Source organism: Nocardia sp. NPDC004415 (assembly GCF_053602435.1).
This window is the reverse complement of record NZ_JBSGDP010000001.1, coordinates 151,290-170,885: the sequence shown is the minus strand read 5'-3', so window position 1 is coordinate 170,885 and position 19,596 is coordinate 151,290. Positions and strand designations below refer to the sequence as shown.

Sequence of the window (19,596 nt, the reverse complement as noted above, 5' to 3'; positions counted from 1 at the left end):
TGTCAGTCCTCCCACGCCTCCGCCAGCAGCTGCCGCGTCTCACGCAGCAACTGCGGCATCACTTTCACCCCGCCGACCACGGTGATGAAGTTCGCATCCCCACCCCAGCGCGGAACGATGTGCTGGTGCAGGTGGTCGGCGAGCGAACCACCGGCCACCCCGCCGAGGTTGAGGCCCACGTTGAATCCGGCGGGCCGCGAGACCCGTTTCATCACGCGAATGGCCTGCTGGGTGAAGGCCATCAGTTCCGCGCTCTCGGCGGGCGTGAGGTCCTCCAGGTCGGCTACCCGACGGTACGGCACCACCATCATGTGCCCCGGGTTGTACGGGTACAAGTTGAGCACGGCGTAGACCAGTTCGCCGCGGGCGATGATCAGCCCGTCCTCGTCCGACATCTTGGGGATATCGGTGAACGGGTGCCCGGTGGCGTCCTTGGGCTTGACCGCGCCGGTGATGTAGGACATCCGGTACGGCGTCCACAGCCGCTGCAACCGGTCGGGCTGCCCGGCCCCGGCGTCGGCGATCGACCCCGCCGACGCCTCGGAGGCAATACTCTCGCTCATGCTGTCTCCGACGCGGTGACGACCTCGAACCCGTCGGCGGTGGGCGAGGTGTTCACGCGGTGACCGATCCACTGGAGGACGGTGGCGATCGCGTCGTCCACCGGCACCCCGTTGACCTGGGTGCCGTCGCGGAAGCGGAAGCTCACCGCGCCCGCCTCCACGTCACGGGCACCGGCCAGCAGCATGAACGGCACCTTCTGGGCGGTCTGGTTGAAGATCTTCTTCTGCATCCGGTCGTCGCTGCGGTCGACCTGCGCGCGCACCCCGGCCTCGCGCAGCCGCTCGATCACCGCGTCCAGGTGCGGGGCGAAGTTCTCCGCGACCGGGATACCGACCACCTGCACCGGCGACAGCCACGCCGGGAACGCGCCCGCGTAGTGCTCGGTGAGCACACCGAAGAACCGCTCGATCGAGCCGAACAGCGCACGGTGGATCATCACCGGCTGCTGCTTGGTGCCGTCGGAGGAGGTGTACTCGAGGTCGAAGCGCTCGGGCAGGTTGAAGTCGAGCTGGATGGTCGACATCTGCCAGGTGCGGCCCAGCGCGTCCTTGGCCTGCACGGAGATCTTCGGGCCGTAGAAGGCGGCGCCGCCGGGATCGGGCACCAGGTCCAGGCCGGAATCGGTGGCCACCTTGCGCAGGGTCTCGGTGGCCTCCTCCCACAGCTCGTCGGAGCCGACGAACTTCTTCGGGTCCTTGGTGGACAGCTCGAGGTAGAAGTCGTCGAGGCCGTAGTCGCGCAGCAGCGAGAGCACGAACTGCAGCGTGGTGGTGAGCTCCGCGTGCATCTGCTCCTTGGTGCAGTAGATGTGCGCGTCGTCCTGGGTCATGCCGCGCACACGGGTCAGGCCGTGGATCACGCCGGACTTCTCGTAGCGGTACACCGAACCGAACTCGAACAGCCGCAGCGGCAGCTCCCGGTAGGAGCGGCCCCGCGCGCGGAAGATCAGGTTGTGCATGGGGCAGTTCATCGGCTTGACGAAGTAGTCCTGGCCGGGCTTGCGCACGGTGCCGTCCTCGTTGAGTTCGGCGTCGAGGTGCATGGCCGGGAACATGCCGTCGCGGTACCAGTCGAGGTGACCGGAGACCTCGAACAGGTGCCCCTTGGTGATGTGCGGGGTGTTGACGAACTCGTAGCCCGCGTCGATGTGGCGCTGCCGCGAGTACTCCTCCATCTCCTTGCGGATGATGCCGCCCTTGGGATGGAACACCGGCAGGCCCGAGCCGAGTTCGTCGGGGAAGCTGAACAGGTCCAGCTCGAGACCCAGCTTGCGGTGGTCGCGGCGTTCGGCCTCGGCCAGCAGGTGCAGGTATTCCTCCATCGCCTCGGTCGATTCCCAGGCGGTGCCGTAGATGCGCTGCAGGTCCTCGCGGTCCTGGTCACCACGCCAGTAGGCGGCCGAGGAGCGGGTGAGCTTGAAGGCGGGGATGAACTTGGTGGTGGGGATGTGCGGGCCGCGGCACAGATCGCCCCAGATCTTCTCGCCGGTGCGCGGGTCCAGGTTGTCGTAGATGGTCAGCTCGTTGCCGCCGACCTCCATGATCTCCGGGTCGTCGATGCCGGACTTGTCGCTGATCAGCTCCAGCTTGAACGGTTCCTTCGCCAGCTCGACGCGGGCGTCCTCGACCTCGACCACGCGACGCGAGAAGCGTTGCGCGCCTTTGACGATCTTCTTCATCCGGGACTCCAGCTTGGCCAGATCCTCGGGGGTGAACGGGCGCTCGACCCGGAAGTCGTAGTAGAAGCCGTCCTTGATCGGCGGACCGATGCCCAGCTTGGCCTCGGGGAACTCCTGCTGCACCGCCTGGGCCAGCACGTGCGCGGCCGAGTGCCGGATCACGCTGCGGCCGTCCTCGGTGTTCGCGGCGACGGCCTCGACCTCGACGTCTTCGTCCGGGATCCAGGACAGGTCCTTGAGCGCGCCCTCGGCGTCGCGCACGACGACGATGGTGTCCGGGCCCTTGGTCGGCAGTCCCGACTCCCGCACCGCCGCGCCCGCGGTAGTCCCGGCCTGCACCCGGACGAGGGCGACAGGACTGATGGGTGCAGAGGTGGTCACGGGGAAGCTCTCCTTGACGTCGGTGTCTACCGGGTCCATCCGGTAGTTACGCAGGGTCCATCCTGCGACCCGCCCATGCTATCGGGCGAGTCGACCGGCTGTGTCGACGGACCGGGGCCGCGTGTTGTGCGCAGGACACGCGCCGCGGCCGCCGGACGGTGGGCGGCGCGGGCGACGCCGGACCCGCGACGGCGGCCGGATCAGCTGGACGGCCCCGCGGTCTCGGCCAGGAGTGCGGCCCGCTCGGCGGCGGGACGTTTCGGGCAGCTTGTGCACATCTGGCAGCCGCGCACCTCGTAGACCAGGCAGCAGGAGATCCGTTTGACGAAGGTGCGCGTACCGACAGTGACGAACCGTGGCGCCAACAGCCGGGCGCCCACATCGGCGGCCAGGCGCGCCCCCACCTCGGGGGCGCCCGCGTCGAGTGCGCGGTTGCCCACGGCGTCGGCCACGATCGCCCACAGCGCGGGCATGCCCGCCCCGGAAACGGCCGAGACCTGGGCGATCACGGCGGCCAGGGTGGCCCGCAGCGCGTCGCCGACCTCCTCGGCCGCGCACGCGCCGCGCTCCCCGCCGACATCCGAGCGCACGGCACGCCCGTCGGCGTCGACCGGCACCCGCCGGAACCGCGCGTGCTCGACGCCGCCGTCCCGGCGGACCTCGCAGTCGAACTCGCCGAGCGCGGCGACCGGGGCCGGGCTGCCCACCGCGTAGGCCCGCGTGATCGGCCCGACCAGCGTCGAGGCGACCATGCACCACCACAGCGTGCCCGCGACCCGGGGCACGTCGGTGCCCCAGGTGCGGCCCATCTCGTCGATGCGCGCGGCGACCCACGCGGGATCGGTGAGCCGCTGTCCGGGGACGGTGCTCACGACATCAGGGGACTGTGCAACCACGGCCAATCGACTCCGATCCACCCTGCCACCATCGAATATGTGCCGAGCAGCCACAACGTCACGACGACGAGGGCGAAGGTCGCCACCGCCCCGAGCACCTTGATCGTCCAGCCGCGCGAGGTGTACCAGTCCATGACGGTCCGGTACTTCCCGCGGACCCACCGCAGGGTGTGATGCGCCCAGACGAACTCGGTGGCCAGGATGCCGAATCCCGCGAAGACGAGCGCCCAGCCCGGGCCGGGATACGGGATGGTGACGATCCCGACGAGCAGGACCACGCCACCGACCAGTCCGACCACGACGCGATAGCCGAAGTTCAGGGTAGGGCGGTCGGCGATGCGTTCCCGGAAGGCGCGCAGGCGGTCTTTGACACGTGTCCACCGGTCCGGTGCCTCGGTGGAATCCCCCGGGTCACCGGAGTCGAGGTCGGCGCGGGTGGCGTCGGCGGTCGGCTCGCTGATCATCGTTCCAGACTACGAGCCGACCGCCGCGCGTGCTCAGCCCCGGATCACAGCGTGACCGGGAGCTCCCCGTCGATCGTGCGGACCGTCTCCGCGGTCACCTCGACCACCCGCGCGCCCGCGATGTCGAAGAACAGACCCGAGACCACCACCCCGCGCTCGGCGATGGCGCGGCGCACCACCGGATGCCGCCGCAGGGTCTCGAGCTGCACGGCGACGTTCACCATGCTCAGCTGGTCTACCTCGCCGTATCCGGCCGCCCCGGCGGCCACGGCCACCGGATGCCCCTCGCGGAAACGCTCCAGGCTCGGCGCGGCGTGCCCGAGCCAGGAGTTCAGCCCGCCCGCGGTCTCGGCGCCCGCGAGGACGGCCTTCATCGCACCGCACGAGGAGTGCCCGCACACGACCACCGAGCGCACCGCCAGTTGCTCGAGCGCGAATTCCAGTGCGGCCTCGACGGAATCGTCGCCGTGCAGCGGCACCAGGTTGCCGATATTGCGGACGGTGAACAGGTCACCGGGCCCGCTGCTGGTGATCACATTGGGCACGATCCGCGAATCCGAGCAGGTCAGGAAGAACGAGTGCGGGTCCTGGCTGTCGCGCAGTTCGTCCAGGTGCGGGCGCACCACGTGCGCGTGACTGCGATGGAACGCCGAGACACCGGCGGCCACCACGTCCCCACCGGGCTCCGGCGTGCGCCAGGGCCCGAGCAGCTCGTCCCATACCTGACGCCCGAAGCCGCGCGCGGGCGGCGCGGCGGCCGCACCGGCCATCCGCGCGCTGCCGATCTCGACGAAATCGACACGGCCACCGCTGCTTTCCTGCTGACGCTGCCATTCCTCGATGGCCTCGAAGGCCGCGTGGTCGAGGAAGTCGACGGTCATCTCCACCGTCACGTCGGCGCCCGCGGGCACCTTGGCCAGCTCACCGGAGAGTTTCGGCAGTGCCAGGAAGGTGCAGGAACCGTCGATGCTCACCAGCCACCGCGGCCCGTCGAGGGCGACCGCGCTCACCTGGACCCGGACCACCCGCCACAGCAGCAGGCCGAAGGCCAGGGCGAGCCCGATGATCACGCCCTCGAGCAGGTTGAGGAACACCACCGACAGGATCGTCACCACGTAGACCAGCAGGTCACCGGTGCGCCGGGCCAGCCGGATGTGGGCCAGTTTCACCAACTGGATGCCGATCACGATCAGCAGACCGGCCAGCGCGGCCGTCGGGATCTGCTCGACCAGCGCCACCAGCGCCACCGAGAACAGCAGCAGCCAGCAGCCGTGCAGGATCGCCGAGGCGCGGCTGCGCGCGCCGGCCTGCACATTGGTGGCGCTGCGCACGATCACGCCGGTGATCGGCAGACCACCTGCCAGGCCCGACAGCACATTGGCCGAGCCCTGACCGATCAGCTCACGGTCGAAATCGGTGCGCGGGCCGGTGTGCATCTTGTCGACGGCCACCGCCGAGAGCAGGCTCTCCACGCTGGCGATGAGCGCGATGGTGAGCACCATCATCGCCACCGCGGACCAGTCGCCCGAGGGCAGGTGCGGCAGTTGCAGCGCGTCGAACAGGGAACCGTCGATGACGATGCGGTCCACGTCGGTGGGCAGCAGCAGCGACAGCAGGGTGCCCGCCACGACGGCGACCAGCGGTCCCGGCACCGCACGCAGCTTGGGCGGCATACGTTTCCAGCCCAGCATCACCACGATCACGGTGGCGCCGACCAGCGCGCCGCCGCCGTGCAGATCCAGCAGCTGGCCCGGCAGTTCGAGCAAGTTGCGCAGCGCGGTGCTGTGCGAGGACCCGCCGAGCAGCACGTGGACCTGCTGCAGGGCGATGGTGACGCCGATACCCGCCAGCATCGCGTGCACCACCACGGGGGCGACGGCGAGCGCGGCACGCGCGATCCGGCTGAGGCCGAACAGGATCTGTAACACCCCGGCGGCGACGACGATGAAACAGGTGACACGCCAGCCGAAGGTGGCGATGGATTCGGCGACCACGACGGTCAGGCCCGCGGCGGGGCCGCTGACCTGCAGCACCGAACCACCCAGCAGACCGGCGACGATACCGCCTATCACGGCGGCGACGAGTCCGGCGGCGACGGGCGCGCCGGAGGCGACCGCGATGCCCAGCGACAGGGGCAGCGCGACCAGGAAGACCACGATGGACGCGGGAAGATCGTGGCGCAGCAGCGTGTGCTGCCACGCGGGGCGGGCGGGCCCGCTGGGTACTTCGGCCTCGGGACGAGGCGGTGCGAGATCGTTTTCTACAGACATGACTCTCCTTCGCCGACTCGGCGCGCGGCCGAGGTCGGTCGACGATCAACTTGTCCAGTACGGGCAGAGACCGCGAACCGGCATTCTCACGGTGAAGCTCACGAAATCCCGGTGCGACGATGGACCGGGCAGGCCATCCAAACTATTGGTAAAGAAATGGCAAAACCAGTGTGCCGCACAAAGAGTGGGCCTCGCCATAACCGCAGGCCCGGTGTGGTGTGACCCACACCGGCCGGGCTCACACCGGCTCCGCGGCCAAACCGCTGCGCCGGTCGTCGAACTCGGCGATGCCCTCGGCGGTGATCTCGATCACCCGCGCCGTGGCCAGGTCGAAGAACAGGCCGGAGACCACCACCCCGCGTTCGCGCATCCCACCGCGGACCGCCGGATAGGCGGTCAGCGTCTCGACCTGCCTGGCCACGTTCACCATGCCGAGCTGGTCGATCGGCCCGAATCCGGCGCGCGCCGCCGCCTCGGCCACCGGGTGTCCCTGCCGGTAGGCGGTCAGTGTCGGCTGAGCGTGGGCCAGCCAGTCGTCGAGCCCGGGTCCGGCCTGCACCTGGCCGTAGAGCGCTTCCATCGCCCCGCACCCGCTGTGCCCACACACCACCACGGTGCGCACGTCGAGTTTGTCGAGCGCGTAGATCAGCGCGGCCTCCACCGACACGTCGCTGCCGCCGACCGGCACCAGATTGCCGACATTGCGCACGGTGAACAGGTCACCCGGTCCGCTGCTGGTGATCACGTTCGGCACGATCCTGGCATCGGCGCAGGTCAGGAAGAAGGTGTCGGTATCGGGCCGGTGCCGGAGCCCGTCGAGGTGCGGGCGCAGCAGGTGCGCGTGGCCGCGATGGTAGGCGGCGATGCCCGCCGCGATCGGGTCGACTCCCCCGGTGCGCCGCCACGGCCGGATCGCCTCGTCGACGGCCTTGCGCGCCTGTCCACGTTCGGGCGGACCGTCCTGCGCGCGCGCCATCCGCGCGGTGCCCAGCTCGACCACATGCACGGTGCCGCCGACGGATTCGCGTTCGGCGGTCCACTCGGCGAGCAGGTCGCACGCGGCGTGGTCGAGGAAATCCACGCTGAGTTCCACGGTCACCTCGGCCTCGGCGGGCACCTTGGCCAGCTCGGCGGTGAGCTTGGGGACGGCCAGGAAGGTGCACGGCCCCTCGACGCGGACCAGCCAGCCGCCGTCGGGGCGCGGGGTGGCCTCGATACTCACCTTCACCACCCGCCACAGCAGCAGCGCGAACGAGGCGATGAGCCCGATCACCATGCCCTGCAACAGATTCAGCGCCACCACCGCCACCACCGTGATGACGTAGACGTAGAGATCACCGGTGCGCCGCGCGCGTTTGATGTGGGCCAGCTTCACCAGCTGCACCCCGATCAGCACCAGGAGACCGGCCAGCGCCGCCGTCGGGATCTGGCGCACCAGCCCCACCAGGGCCAGCGCGAACACCAGCACCCAGCAGCCGTGCAGCACGGTGGACGCCCTGGTGCGCGCCCCCGCGTTGGCATTGGTGATGCTGCGCACGATGACCGCCGCGACGGGCAGTCCACCGAGTAACCCCGAGGTCATGTTCGCCGCGCCCTGACCGAGCAGCTCGCGGTCGAAGTCGGTGCGCCGCTCGGGCCGCATCTTGTCCACCGCGACCGCCGAGAGCAGCGTCTCCACGCTGGCGATCAGCGCGACGGCGAGCATGGTGAGCAGGATCGGCCCCCAGCCGCCGTGCGGCAGCGCGGGCAGCCCGATGCCCTCGAGCAGCGAGCCGTCCAGGTGCACCCGTTCGACACCGAGCGGCAGGACCAGCGACACCACCGTCGCCGCGACCACCGCCACCAGCGGTCCCGGCACCACCCGCACCCGCCGCGGCAGGTACTGCCAGCCGATCAGCACGGCGATCACGAGCAGACCGACGAACAGGCCGCCGCCGTGCACCGACATCACCTGATGCGGCAGTGCCAGCACGCTCTGCCACGGCGAGCCCACCGTCGTCCCGCCGAGCAGCACGTGCACCTGTTGCAGCGCGATGATCACCCCGATGCCCGCGAGCATGGCGTGCACCACCACGGGCGCGATGCCGAGCGCGGCGCGCGCGACCCGGCTGAGCCCGAACAGGATCTGCAGCACCCCGGCCCCGACGGTGATGAAACACATGGCGGCCCAGCCGAATTGCTGCACCGCGCCCGCGACGACCACGGCCAGACTGGCCGTGGGTCCACTGACCTGAATCGACGATCCGCCGAGCAGCCCGGCGACCACACCGCCCACGGCCGCCGCGATCAACCCGGCCACGACCGGGGCACCGGAAGCCAGTGCGACACCCAGCGACAACGGCAGCGCGACCAGGAACACCACCAGCGACGCCGGAAGATCTTGCCGTAGAACGAAACTCAACGCGGAACCCGGTGGCGAGCTCGCCGTCGTGGTCGGGCCAGGATCATTGTCGGTCATCATTCTCCTTCGCCGGGCGAAGGAGCCCGGTTCATCGGTCGAACATGGCACTGGCAATAGATGCTGAGCTGCGAGAACGGACCCGAGACACAGGGTCGGGCCAATAGTAAAGACTTACCCAAGCGTACGAAAAGCCGGTCCGGGAATTGCTACGGAAATGTGACGTGCGCCACAGCGCATGAATCCGTGTGGGCCTCAGCCGATGTCGACCACCCGCGCCCAGGCCGGCGGCCGGTCCGGTACGTACGCACTGTCCTCGCGCCAGGTCCGCGGGCGCGGGAACAGCCCGACCACGGTCCGGCAGGGCGGCTGGGCCGACGGCCACGGGGTCTGCCCGTCGGTCAGGGCGACCAGTACGTCCGGTCGCGGCGTGGTCCGCAGCGCCCGGGTGAACCCGGTCCGCAGGTCGGTGCCGCCGCCACCCATCAGCGTCATCCCCTCGGCCTGGCACAGCGGCCCGGCCAGGTGCACCGCCGCGTCACAGGAGAACACGGTGACCAGATCCCGGCGACCACCCACCGCGTGCGCGATGGCGGCGACCTCGAGCAGCGCGCTGCCCAGTTCGGCGTCACTCACCGACCCCGAGGTGTCGATGACCACGCTGACCTTCGGCGGCATGCGCCGCAGACTCGGCAGCACCACACCGGGCAGCCCCGCCGAGCGCCGGGCCGGGCGCCCGTAGGTGTAGTCCGCGCCCGCACCGGCCGCCGCGGCCGCCGAGCGGACCGCGGCCCCGAGCAGCTGACGCCACGGCTGCGGCGGATGCAGTGCCCGCTCGGCCCAGCGGCGCCATCCGCGGGGCGCGTTGCCCGGACGGCCGGTGATGCCCTGCGCCACCCGGAAACGCACCGCGGCGCACTCCTGCTCGCTGAGCCCGTCGGCGCCGTCGGGCCCGAGCTCCCACTCGCGGTCCGCGCCGTCGGCACCGCTGCCGCAGTCGAGCCAGGCCATGGCCGCGGTGTGCGGGCCGAGCCGGAACTCGCGCAGGTACTCCTCCATGAGCTGTCCGTCGCGCAGTCCCAGACTCGCCGGGGTGACCGCGTGCTCGAGCGCCACCAGCCCGTCACCGAAGGCGTCGTCGTTGATCTCGGCGTCGGCGGCGATGTTCATCCGCAGCCGTTCGGCCGGGCCGCTGAGCTCGTGTTCCCTGGCGAACCGGTCGCTGCGCGCGTGGTGCTCGCGCAGCAGGTGCGACACCTCGTGCACCAGCACCGAGGCCAGTTCCTCCACCGGGGTCCGGTCCACGAACACGGGCGAGACGTAGCAGCGCCAGTACCGGTCGACACCCATCGTGGGAACCTGCCGCGAGACCACGAGGTGCAGGGCGTAGAGGGCCGTCGCCAGATAGGGCCGGGCCGAAACCGCTTGCAGCCGTGCGGCATAGAGCTTGCCGGAGTCCAGTCCGGCCAGGTCCCCGGTCATCGGCCCACCCGCGCGGCGGCACGCTCGGCCCGCTGCGACACCGACACCATGCCCGCCAGCCGCTCGATCGAGGCGGGCACGGTCCAGTCGTCGCGGCGCAGCGCGGCCAGGGTGGTCGCGGGCACCACCACCAGGTCCGGGGCGCCGGTCTCCACGGCGGTGGCCAGCAGTGTCCACGCCGCGTCCCAGCGCGCCCGCTCCGGCCGTTGCCGCACCGCCGCCACCACCGCGTCGAGCGCGGCCTGACGCAGGTCGCCGCGGGTGGGCAGCTCGGCGGCCGACGGGTCGGCGAGCAGCACTTCCGGGTCGGGCAGGTCCATCCGGTCGATGCTGGTCAGCAGCTCGAACCCGGCGCCCTCACCGACCGCGCCGCGCACCAGCAGCGAGAGCACATCGCGTCCGGCACCGGCCGCGGTGGCGAAGGCGATCAGCCGCACGGTCGCCTCCCAGCTGCGAGGCGAGGGCCACGCCCCACCGCGACGCGTCTCGGTGCTGGGCAGCTGGTGGACCAGCTTCGGCCGCGCGGCCAGCAGCTCACACACCGCACGCCGTGCGAAAGTCACTGCCTCGGACAGCTTTTCGGGCGCGAGGGCGGGCAGGGTCGCCCGGGGCCAGGTGCCGCCGAGGCCGCGGACCACCACGTCGTGGTCGTGCACCCATTGCAGATGCACGAACCGGTTGGCCAGCGGCGGGCTCAGCTCCCAGCCGTCGGCCGCCGAGGAGCGCGGGTTGGCCGCCGCCACGATCCGGACCCCGGCGGGCAGTTCCAGCGCCCCGATCCGCCGTTCCAGGACCAGGCGCAGCAGCGCGGCCTGCACAGCGGGTGGCGCGGTCGACAGTTCGTCGAGGAACAGCAGGCCACGGCCGGTGCGGGCGAGCTCCACCGCCCAGTCCGGCGGTGCCATCGGCACGCCCTGGGTGGCCGGGTCGTCACCGAGCACGGGCAGGCCGGCGAAGTCGGAGGGCTCGTGCACACTGGCGATCACGGTGGTCAGCGGCAGGTCGAGGGAGTCGGCGAGCTGGGTCAGCGCGGCGGTCTTGCCGATTCCCGGCTCACCCCACAGCAGCACCGGCAGATCGGCGGCCACGGCCAGGGTGAGGGCTTCGAGCCGGGTGTCGGGGCGAGGTTCGGTGCGTACGTCACCGAGCATGGCGAGCAGGTCGGCGGCGACATCGAGCTGCGCGGCGGGACGGGTCGGGGCGTGAACAGACATGCGTGAATCACCTTGTGGTCGTGGGGAGTTCGGGAGATGCGCGACGGGCGCGTCAGGACCTGACGGCGTGACGCGGATGACCGCCGCGCACGCGACGGGCCGAGCGCGGCGGCAGCGGGAAGGTCTGGCCGGGTGCGGACAGTCCGGCCCGGAACAGGCCGTAGGTGGTGCGTCGATCCGCCGACTGCCGCAGCGCGTCGAGCAGTGGGCCCTCGCGCAGCGCCGCCGCGGGACCGAGCAGGCCCTCGACGACGGCCAGCGCCCCGGCGATATCGCCGTGATCGAGTCGTTCGCGGACACCGGTCAAGCCGTCGGGGCGGCGGTGCGCCTGGTCGATCACCCGCAGGCAGGGCAGTGGCGTGCCGGTCAGCGCGACGAGTAGTTCCTCGCGGCGCAGCTCGGCCGGATCGTGGTCCAGCGCGGTGAGCACCCCGTCGACCATGCCGATGCGGTGGCGTTCACCCCGGCAGAGCACGACCTGATGCCCGCTCGTGGCGTGCGGCCGCGAACCGACGGACGTGCTGCCCGGTACGAGCGCCGCGGCGACGAGCGGATGCAGCCGATCGGCGGTGATCGCGCCCGCGTGGAGCAGGGCCAGGTCCGGCAGGACCCAGGTGGCGGCATCGGGCAGGACCGGCAGCCGGACTCCACGCGGCGAGCCGGGCGCGATCCGCACGCACGGCCCGGTGAGGTCGAGTACCACCTGCCGCCGGGCGCCGTAACGCACCTGCACGAGCCCGCCGCTCGCCCCGTCGGCCCGCAGCATCAGGGCGGCCTCGGCGGCCCAGCGGTGCACGGCACAGGTGTCGGGCACCTGCACGGGGAGCCGGGAATCGTCACGACCACCGAGCGCCCACGATTCCGGTTCGGTGGCGTCGTGTGGTGCGCCCGCGCGCATGCGCAGTTCGTGTGCGCGCCGCGCATCCCACAGGTGCCGGTGCAGGTCGAGCCGGAAGCGCCGGTGCGGCCGTGGATGCGGATGCCCTGACCCACCGGTTCCGTCCGACAGCGCGAGCACGAGCCGCTGACCGGCATCGGCCCAGGCAGGCGCGGTGCGGACCACCAGCGATACCCGGTCGCCGGCTCCCCCACCGGGGTCGTAGCGGGCCAGGGGAATCGTCAGACCGGGCCGCAGCAGACCGTCGGGCGCGACGCGAGGCAGATGCCAGCGCAGCAGATCCGGGGCCAGATGCCGCAGGTCGGCCCGCACGCGCGCGGCTGTCTCGCGACCGCGGCTCCGGGTCAGCGCCCGCAGATCGAGGTCGACATCGACCCCGGCGGCGGCGCAGGCCCCGGCCCAGTCGCCGACGCGGCGCCGGGCAGTGGCGGTCTCGATCATCGCGGCGGGGACGGCGTATTCGCGCACGCGCAGCCAGAACGACAGCCGGGAATCAGCGGAAGAATCCCCGTGATCGGGGAGAAGGGAAGCCGGTTCGATGACCGGCCGGGGGCTCAACGGCCCGGGCGCAGAACGCCCTTTCGACGAGATGTCATGCGATCAGTATGCACAGGCGGCCCCGCCCGGTCCACCCCGGACACGACGAACGGGACCCGGCGAATCCGCCGGGTCCCGTTTCGCGGGAGGTGACTAGACCGCCGAGGTGGCGGGCTCACGCGCCTCGGACTGCGCGCTGACCTGCGGGTAGGTCGGGTATTCGATGCCCGAGATGTACTGCACGGTCCGCACCACCTGGCAGGAGTAACCGAACTCGTTGTCGTACCAGACGTAGAGGATCGCGGTGTCGCCCTCGACGATGGTCGCGTTGGCGTCGATGATCGAGGCCGCGCGCGAGCCGATGAAGTCGCTCGAGACCACGTCGGTGGCCGCGGTGTAGTCGAGGTTGCGGCTCAGCGGCCCGGCCAGCGAGACGCCACGCAGGTAGGCGAGCACCGCTTCCTTGGTGGTCTCCTGCTCGAGCTGCAGGTTCAGGATCGCCACCGAGACGTCCGGCGTGGGGACGCGGATCGAGTTACCGGTGATCTTGGCCTTGAAGTCCGGCATGGCCTTGGCGACCGCCGAGGCGGCACCGGTCTCGGTGAGCACCATGTTGAACGGCGCCGAACGGCCGCGGCGATCGGCCTTGTGGAAGTTGTCGAGCAGGTTCTGGTCGTTGGTGAACGAGTGCACCGTCTCCACGTGACCGCGCACGATGCCGAACTCGTCGTCGATCGCCTTGAGCGGCGGCACGATGGCGTTGGTGGTGCAGGACGCGCAGGAGTAGATCTGCTGCGACAGGTCCAGCTCGCGGTGGTTGACGCCGTGCACGATGTTGGGCACGTCACCCTTGCCGGGCGCGGTGAGCACGACCTTCTCGATACCGGGGCGCAGGTGCTGGGACAGGCCCTCGCGGTCGCGCCAGCGGCCGGTGTTGTCGATCAGGATGGCGTTGTCGATGCCGTAGTCGGTGTAGTCGATCGTGGTCGGATCGTTGCTGTAGATGAACTTGATGACATTGCCGTTGGCGGTGATCGTGCTGTTCTCGGTGTCGACCTTGATCGTGCCGTTGAAGGCGCCGTGTACCGAGTCGCGACGCAGCAGCGAGGCGCGCTTGACCAGGTCCTCGTCGCCGCTCTTGCGCACGACCACGGCCCGCAGCCGCAGGCCGTTGCCCGAGCCGGCCTTCTCGATGAGCAGGCGGGTGACCAGGCGGCCGATCCGGCCGAAGCCGTAGAGCACCACGTCGCGCGGACCCTGCGGCTGCGCCTTGTTGCCGTCGAGCACGTCGGCCAGCACGTCGGCGGCGAACTCCGCGATCGAGCGGTCGCCACCCTCGGCGCGGTAGGCCTTCACCAGCTGGCCGAGGTCGATCTTGCACGGGCCGAGGTCGAGCTCGCTGAGCACCTGCAGGAAGGGCAGCGTCTCGTCGACCGAGAGCTCCTCGCCCTCGATCTGACGCGCGAAGCGGTGCGTGCGCAGGATGCTGATCACCGACTTGTTCACCAGCGAGCGGCTGTGCAGCAGGATGGTCACGCCCTTGCTCCGGTACAGCGTCCCGATGATCGGGATCATCGCCTCGGCGGCTGCTTCCTGAGCGTTCCAGCGGTCAAGTTGTTCGGTAGTCACAGGCGTCCTCAGGTTCTTCGATCGGTACGGCAGATCCATGCTATTGAGGCCGGCGATTTTCACCGAAACCGGCTCCCCGATCGTGAGGTCATCGTTCAGGCGCACAAAAAACGCCAGGACGGCGGTCCTGGCCCTGTGGTGTGGTTCCGGCCGGTTTCGAACCAGCACTGTGACACTACAGAACGAACCTCACACGGCACAAAGCGGCCACGAACGGCCGACCCGGGAACATTCTGAAATGAAACTGTGTCTGAAAGCGCCGACGGAACCGGCGGCGAGTCGCCAGAATTGGCCACGACGGCTCGGCGCGCTGCCGAACCCGTGAATAACCTTCGGCGACAGAGGAATCCGACGATGAACAGGTTGTCGAGATCGGCCGCGGCCACCGTCGTCGCGGCCGTCATCACGGTCGGGACCGCCGCGGTGGGCATCGCCCGGGCGGAGTCGCCCGGCGCCCAGCCCTGTACTCCGTACACCGCGATCTTCGGGCCGGGGACCTGGGAGACCACGCCGGACGCCGATCCCGCGGTGCCCGTCGGCATGCTCCGGCCCGTCGGCGACGGCCTGCGCCAGCGGCTCGGCCCGGACATCACGGCCCTCTATGTCCCGTATGCCGCCAGTGCCTTCGACCAGGGCCTGAGCTACGCGGAGTCGCTGAGCACCCTGGAAGCCCGCTTGCGTCAGATCCTGCGTGGCCTGTGCGGATCGACGCGGGTCGTCCTCGCCGGTTACAGCCAGGGCGCGGACGGCATCGGCGATCTGGCCACCGAGATCGGCAACGGCGACGGTCCGATCGATGCCGATCGAGTGGTCGGTGTCGGGCTGCTGGCCGACCCGCACCGCGACCCGCGCACGACACTGTCGCTGGGTGTTCCACAACCCGGCCGCGGCATCGCCGGAACGCGCAGCCGCGACTTCGGCGCGTTGACCGAGCGGGTACGCACCCTGTGCACCGACGGCGACCTGTACTGCTCTCTCGACGCCGCCACGTCCCCGTTCCTCGCCGCGGTCGGCCGGGTCCTCAGCGGTGATCCAGCGCCGATCGCGGAGATCGTCCCCGCCACGATCGATCCCCGCACCCTGATCGCTCAGGCCGTCACGCTGGGCGCGGGATGGACCGCCACCGCGGCGAACCTGCCCGCCATCCTCGACGACCTCACCCGGCTCCCCGAGTACGTCACCGCGGGTGACATCCGCGGCGCGCACCAGACCGCGCGTGATCTCAACGCCGCCCTCGCCCCGCTGGTGGAGGCCGCGGCGGGCGTGGATCGGGTCCTGGTCGCCCAGGTGATCCGCGCGGCCGCCGCGGCCGACCCCTCCGGCCGGACCGCGGGCGTCAGCGTCATCGCCGACGCCCTCGTGGACATCGATTTCCTGCGCATCGCCGACGGAGTCGGCCGCATTCAGGAAATCCTCTGGCGTGCGGTCGAATCCCTCGACCGCCACGACCCCGTCGCCGCCGCCGGTGACCTGGCGACCCTGGTCACCACCGGCGCCGACCTGACCGGCTCCGTGCTCGGCCCGGTCGCCGCAGGCATCCGGGCGGACCTGCGCGCGACCACCCGAACCCTGCTCAGCATCACCGACCCCGCCACCGTCGACGAACTCGTCCAACTGGGCCGCCAGGGCGTGGACATGGCCACCTTCTACGCCTCCTCCGCCCACCTCGACTACGGCGACGACGTCCAGATCCTCCTGAGCTACCTGAGTTCCCGGGTCGCTTCGTAGCGGCGATCAGATCAGCACGACACGGCATCTCCGGGAGAGCTGTCCAGACGCACTCCCAGCACCCTCCTCAGCTCGCCCGCGCTGTCGGCGCTGGGCGTCACCACATCGCGTTCCCAACGGCTGATCTGGTTTCCGTCCCTGATCCCGATCCAGTCGGCCAACTCCGCCTGCGTGAATCCGGAGGCCATCCTCGCTGCCCGAATCGCTTTGCCGATAGTGGACATGGTCTCCCCTCTCTCTCGATGCCCTCGGCGCGGACTGGATCGGAGCGGGTACCCGTCGGCGGATTGCGTGCTCCTGAAGCGGTCTCGCGCAGCCACATTCGAACGATAAGGGGCAATCGGCCGACGAAAGATGCTGTGGCTGCACGGCAACTGACTCTGCACGCACAAACTTGCGTCGCCCGGCGCGCAACCCCGGCTACTCCGGTGAGGTGTCCCCTTCGGTGACGCTGCGGCGCCAGTCCCGTGGCGTCATCCCGAACGCCTCCCGGAATCGCCGGGTGAAGTGCGCGGGGTCGCGGAAACCCACGGCACCGGCCACCGCGGCGATGGACCGGTGCGCGTAGCCCCGGTCGACCAGCATGTCGCGGGCCCGGACCAGGCGCTGTTCGATGATCCACTGTTCGAGGCTGATCCCCGACTGCGCGCAGACCTTGTACAGGTGCCGCACCGAGATGTTGTTGGCGGCGGCGATACCGGGGATCTTCAGGGCCGAATCGGCCAGGTGTGCGCGCACGTACCCGAGGATCTGCTCGATCAGCAGCTGGTCGGGGATGGCCGCGCCGTCACCGGGTCCGCGGCCCGCCGCCGAGATCAGCAGTGCCCGAATCATTTCCAGGCACGACTCCCCCACCGCGGCGGCGGCCGGATCGGCTTCGAGCTGGTCGGCGATCCCGACCAGATGCTCGATCTGCGCCTTCACCATCGGATACAGCGGTGAGGCGGCCAACCGCCCGTGCGCCGCGGCGACCGTTTCCACGGAGATGCCCAGGCGCTGGCGGGACAGTTGCAGGCACAGCGTTCCGCCGAGACCGTGCCAGCCGGAGGCGAAGGTGGTGGCCAGGTCGATCACTTCGCAGGAGCCGGGTTCGATCAGCGTCTGCGTACCGAACTGTTCGTGCTTGCGGAGCTGTCCGTTCTGCACGGTGACGGTCAATGTGTCACTGGGCGTGGAGCGTTCGTGCCTGGTGGTTCGGCACACCTGGTGACCGGAGACCTCCGAGCGGGTGAGCGCGATCGGCCCCAGCATCCAGGACTGGTGCCTGCTGACCACTTCGGCCGGCGCGTCCCACATCCGCAGGTTCGCGCCGAGATCGGCCTCCTGCAGGATCGCGGTGACCGCTTCCCGGCGGTCCGCCGGCGCGAAATAGTCGGAGTCGATCAGCACTGCCATGGGTGATCTCCACTTCGGATCTCGCCGGCGGCGGAGTGCCTCCCGTCGCCGGCCGCTGCGCGTTTCGGGTGGGGGCGATTCCGCGATGCTATCGCGCCACGGCACGCCCCGAGCCCGATTCGTCAGGGTCACCCGACGGCTTCACCGGCCCGCGGTGGCGGATTCCCTTGCCGCGGTGGGCCGCAACGCGAGGATGCGACGTTCTGCGGCGGTCGCCGTAGCAGCCCATTCCGGTCGCAGCGCCGCATAGGTGCACACATCGTGCCACCGGCCCTGCGTGCGGTAGAGCTGCCGCAACCGGGCCTCCGGCGTCAAGCCCACTCCCGACATCACCGTGTCCATCACCGGATGATCGTGGCGGTGCCCCGCCCACACCCGATGGATCCCGAGCGGCCCGAAGGCGAAGGCCGCCACCAGTCGCCCCGCCTCGATCCCGCCCGCGCGCAGCGCCCCTTCCGGGACCACGACCAGACCGCCGATCATCGCGTTGCTGCCGTAGTCCTCGACCAGCAGGCCGATGGTGCCGACCATGGTGTCGTCGTCCGGTGCGGTGATGGCCAGCGTGTACTTGCGCCGCGGGCTCTCGCCCCGCGCGCGCAGGGACGCGTCGAACGAGGCGGTGGCGGCCTGGACGCCCATGCTGTCGGTGCCCATGTACCGGGTGAGGCGCGGGTCGGTGAAGATCCGCTGGTAGACGTCCAGATCGCCGGCCCGCAGGTCCCGCAGCCGCAGGCGCGTGCCGGTCAGTTCCACATCGCGCAGGTCGACCGTCAACGGGCCGCCTCCATCACCCGCGCGAATTCCGCAGTGCGCTGCTGTCCTATCGCGGGGATCAGTTCGTCGAGGTCGATATAGGTGCGCCCCGACGGGATCAGCTCGCCGAGCAGGATCCGCCGGGCCGTGTCCGCCACCAGCGCACCGCCGAGCATCACCCCGGAGGCGAGTTGCGGCCAGGAGGACAGGCTCCGTCCCATCTCGCCGATCGCGTCCCGCATCACCGGGCTCAGCCGCGGTTCGTCGACCATGGTCAGCAGCAACGACAACTGCTCGCCCCGGTCCATTCTCGCGACATCGGCCGAGGTCGAGCCACCGGTGCGGCCGTGGAGCAGGGGGCGATGGGGTTCGAGATCGAACCGCTCCACATCCAGCAGACCGCGGTCGTTGGTGTCCATCAGGACCGGTATCCCCCGGTCGCGCGCGTACTCGCGGGCGGCGACCTTCGCCCACACCGTGTCGCACTCCTCCACCAGCAGATCCAGCGGCTCGGTGCCGTCGATTCCGTCGAAGAACGGCCCGATCGTCTCCTCGGTCAGCCCGTCCGCGCACACCTCGATGTCGAGATAGGGGTCGATCTCGAACATCTGACGCGCCGCCAGCACCGCTTTGGCCACCCCCAGATCACCGATCCCGGCCCGCAGCCGGTTCAGATTCGACAGCCCCACGGTGTCGAAGTCGGCCAACCGGAACGATCCGCCGACCCCTTCCATGGCCAGCGTCACCGCGGCACTGCTGCCCACCGACAGCCCGACCACCCCGATCCGCCGGGCACGCAGATCTCGCTGCTGGGCCCGGTCGATCTTGTTGCGATTGCGGTCGGTGCGCACCCGCTGGAATTCCTCGCGGGGCAGCACATGCGTCAGCCGGCCGTTCCACGGAGTGAACACCCACGTCCCCCACTGCCACAGCGGGGTCGCGCCACAGATCCGCCGTCGCGCCGCGGCCCGCGAATCCGTCGAGTGCGCGACGGCGGGGTCCTCGCTGCGGATCAGCTCGTCGAGCTGATCCTCGATCGTGTCGTGCACCGCGCCGACCGCACCCGAGGCCACCAGCGCTTCCAGATCACGCCGCCCTTCCCGGCTCGAGGCATCCAGGAGCACGGGACGGAATTCCGTGGGTGCAACACCGGGCGAGAGAACCGCCGGCCGCGGAACCGAGCGATACGGGACCATGTGTGCGCGAACCTCCAAACCTCGCGAGGCGAACGGCCGCCCGCCCGCCTCTGTCGTCCAGGACGCGCACAGGATACCGTCAGCACACTTTCAGCAAATCGATCTCCGGTCCA

15 protein-coding genes are annotated in these 19,596 nt (G+C 70.4%); 1 reads left to right on the top strand and 14 read right to left on the bottom strand.

The window, feature by feature from the left end:
• Positions 1-2: 2 nt before the first annotated feature.
• The 10 genes from ACWEMY_RS00840 to ACWEMY_RS00795 all read right to left on the bottom strand — a co-directional run bounded on the left by ACWEMY_RS00840 (position 3) and on the right by ACWEMY_RS00795 (position 14,450).
• Complete coding sequence (locus ACWEMY_RS00840; protein WP_375928913.1) at positions 3-563, bottom strand: HIT family protein; 561 nt, start codon at positions 561-563, stop codon at positions 3-5.
• On the bottom strand, positions 560-2,662 hold the full coding sequence (thrS, locus tag ACWEMY_RS00835; protein WP_452388305.1) for a threonine--tRNA ligase: 2,103 nt from the start codon (positions 2,660-2,662) through the stop codon (positions 560-562). The genes ACWEMY_RS00840 and thrS overlap by 4 nt, the downstream gene beginning before the upstream one ends.
• 161 nt (positions 2,663-2,823) lie before the next feature.
• Positions 2,824-3,495 carry a (2Fe-2S)-binding protein gene (locus ACWEMY_RS00830; RefSeq protein ID WP_452388304.1) on the bottom strand — a complete coding sequence of 224 codons (672 nt, stop codon included), beginning with the start codon at positions 3,493-3,495 and terminating at the stop codon, positions 2,824-2,826.
• The gene (locus ACWEMY_RS00825; protein ID WP_452388303.1) at positions 3,492-3,983 is read right to left on the bottom strand and encodes a TIGR02611 family protein; all 492 of its coding nucleotides are present in this window, start codon (positions 3,981-3,983) and stop codon (positions 3,492-3,494) included. The genes ACWEMY_RS00830 and ACWEMY_RS00825 overlap by 4 nt, the downstream gene beginning before the upstream one ends.
• A 44-nt stretch (positions 3,984-4,027) precedes the next feature.
• Complete coding sequence (locus ACWEMY_RS00820; protein ID WP_452388302.1) at positions 4,028-6,253, bottom strand: SulP family inorganic anion transporter; 2,226 nt, start codon at positions 6,251-6,253, stop codon at positions 4,028-4,030.
• A gap of 238 nt (positions 6,254-6,491) precedes the next feature.
• Positions 6,492-8,714, bottom strand: coding sequence for a SulP family inorganic anion transporter (locus ACWEMY_RS00815; protein WP_452388301.1), 2,223 nt, complete (start codon positions 8,712-8,714; stop codon positions 6,492-6,494).
• Between the two features lie 192 nt (positions 8,715-8,906).
• The gene (locus ACWEMY_RS00810; protein ID WP_375928925.1) at positions 8,907-10,133 is read right to left on the bottom strand and encodes a vWA domain-containing protein; all 1,227 of its coding nucleotides are present in this window, start codon (positions 10,131-10,133) and stop codon (positions 8,907-8,909) included.
• Positions 10,130-11,347, bottom strand: coding sequence for an AAA family ATPase (locus tag ACWEMY_RS00805; RefSeq protein WP_452388300.1), 1,218 nt, complete (start codon positions 11,345-11,347; stop codon positions 10,130-10,132). Before ACWEMY_RS00805 ends, ACWEMY_RS00810 begins: the two co-directional genes overlap by 4 nt.
• A gap of 52 nt (positions 11,348-11,399) precedes the next feature.
• Positions 11,400-12,713 carry a hypothetical protein gene (locus ACWEMY_RS00800; RefSeq protein WP_452388299.1) on the bottom strand — a complete coding sequence of 438 codons (1,314 nt, stop codon included), beginning with the start codon at positions 12,711-12,713 and terminating at the stop codon, positions 11,400-11,402.
• Positions 12,714-12,935: 222 nt separating this feature from the next.
• Positions 12,936-14,450: a glyceraldehyde-3-phosphate dehydrogenase gene (locus ACWEMY_RS00795; protein ID WP_452388298.1), complete on the bottom strand. Its 1,515-nt coding sequence runs from the start codon at positions 14,448-14,450 to the stop codon at positions 12,936-12,938.
• A 315-nt stretch (positions 14,451-14,765) separates the two neighbouring features.
• Here ACWEMY_RS00795 and ACWEMY_RS00790 point away from each other — a divergent pair, with 315 nt between their 5' ends.
• Positions 14,766-16,139, top strand: coding sequence for a cutinase family protein (locus ACWEMY_RS00790; protein ID WP_452388297.1), 1,374 nt, complete (start codon positions 14,766-14,768; stop codon positions 16,137-16,139).
• Between the two features lie 11 nt (positions 16,140-16,150).
• Here ACWEMY_RS00790 and ACWEMY_RS00785 read toward each other — a convergent pair whose 3' ends face one another.
• From ACWEMY_RS00785 to ACWEMY_RS00770, 4 genes are all read right to left on the bottom strand, one after another.
• Positions 16,151-16,363 carry a helix-turn-helix domain-containing protein gene (locus ACWEMY_RS00785; RefSeq protein ID WP_375928933.1) on the bottom strand — a complete coding sequence of 71 codons (213 nt, stop codon included), beginning with the start codon at positions 16,361-16,363 and terminating at the stop codon, positions 16,151-16,153.
• A 196-nt stretch (positions 16,364-16,559) separates the two neighbouring features.
• Complete coding sequence (locus ACWEMY_RS00780) at positions 16,560-17,534, bottom strand: helix-turn-helix transcriptional regulator (protein ID WP_452388296.1); 975 nt, start codon at positions 17,532-17,534, stop codon at positions 16,560-16,562.
• A 141-nt stretch (positions 17,535-17,675) separates the two neighbouring features.
• Positions 17,676-18,308 carry a GNAT family N-acetyltransferase gene (locus ACWEMY_RS00775; protein ID WP_375928937.1) on the bottom strand — a complete coding sequence of 211 codons (633 nt, stop codon included), beginning with the start codon at positions 18,306-18,308 and terminating at the stop codon, positions 17,676-17,678.
• Positions 18,305-19,411, bottom strand: a complete 1,107-nt coding sequence (locus ACWEMY_RS00770; RefSeq protein WP_452388295.1) for a ThiF family adenylyltransferase — start codon at positions 19,409-19,411, stop codon at positions 18,305-18,307. Before ACWEMY_RS00770 ends, ACWEMY_RS00775 begins: the two co-directional genes overlap by 4 nt.
• Positions 19,412-19,596 lie beyond the last annotated feature (185 nt).

Bases quoted from the DNA above. Each gene is read 5' to 3' on its own strand.
- ACWEMY_RS00805 (WP_452388300.1), bottom strand. From the start codon at position 11,347: ATGTCTGTTCACGCCCCGACCCGTCCCGCCGCGCAGCTCGATGTCGCC.
- ACWEMY_RS00785 (WP_375928933.1), bottom strand. From the start codon at position 16,363: ATGTCCACTATCGGCAAAGCGATTCGGGCAGCGAGGATGGCCTCCGGA.
- thrS (WP_452388305.1), bottom strand. From the start codon at position 2,662: ATGGACCCGGTAGACACCGACGTCAAGGAGAGCTTCCCCGTGACCACC.
- ACWEMY_RS00840 (WP_375928913.1), bottom strand. From the start codon at position 563: ATGAGCGAGAGTATTGCCTCCGAGGCGTCGGCGGGGTCGATCGCCGAC.
- ACWEMY_RS00810 (WP_375928925.1), bottom strand. From the start codon at position 10,133: ATGACCGGGGACCTGGCCGGACTGGACTCCGGCAAGCTCTATGCCGCA.
- ACWEMY_RS00820 (WP_452388302.1), bottom strand. From the start codon at position 6,253: ATGTCTGTAGAAAACGATCTCGCACCGCCTCGTCCCGAGGCCGAAGTA.
- ACWEMY_RS00780 (WP_452388296.1), bottom strand. From the start codon at position 17,534: ATGGCAGTGCTGATCGACTCCGACTATTTCGCGCCGGCGGACCGCCGG.
- ACWEMY_RS00815 (WP_452388301.1), bottom strand. From the start codon at position 8,714: ATGATGACCGACAATGATCCTGGCCCGACCACGACGGCGAGCTCGCCA.
- ACWEMY_RS00825 (WP_452388303.1), bottom strand. From the start codon at position 3,983: ATGATCAGCGAGCCGACCGCCGACGCCACCCGCGCCGACCTCGACTCC.
- ACWEMY_RS00795 (WP_452388298.1), bottom strand. From the start codon at position 14,450: ATGGATCTGCCGTACCGATCGAAGAACCTGAGGACGCCTGTGACTACC.
- ACWEMY_RS00790 (WP_452388297.1), top strand. From the start codon at position 14,766: ATGAACAGGTTGTCGAGATCGGCCGCGGCCACCGTCGTCGCGGCCGTC.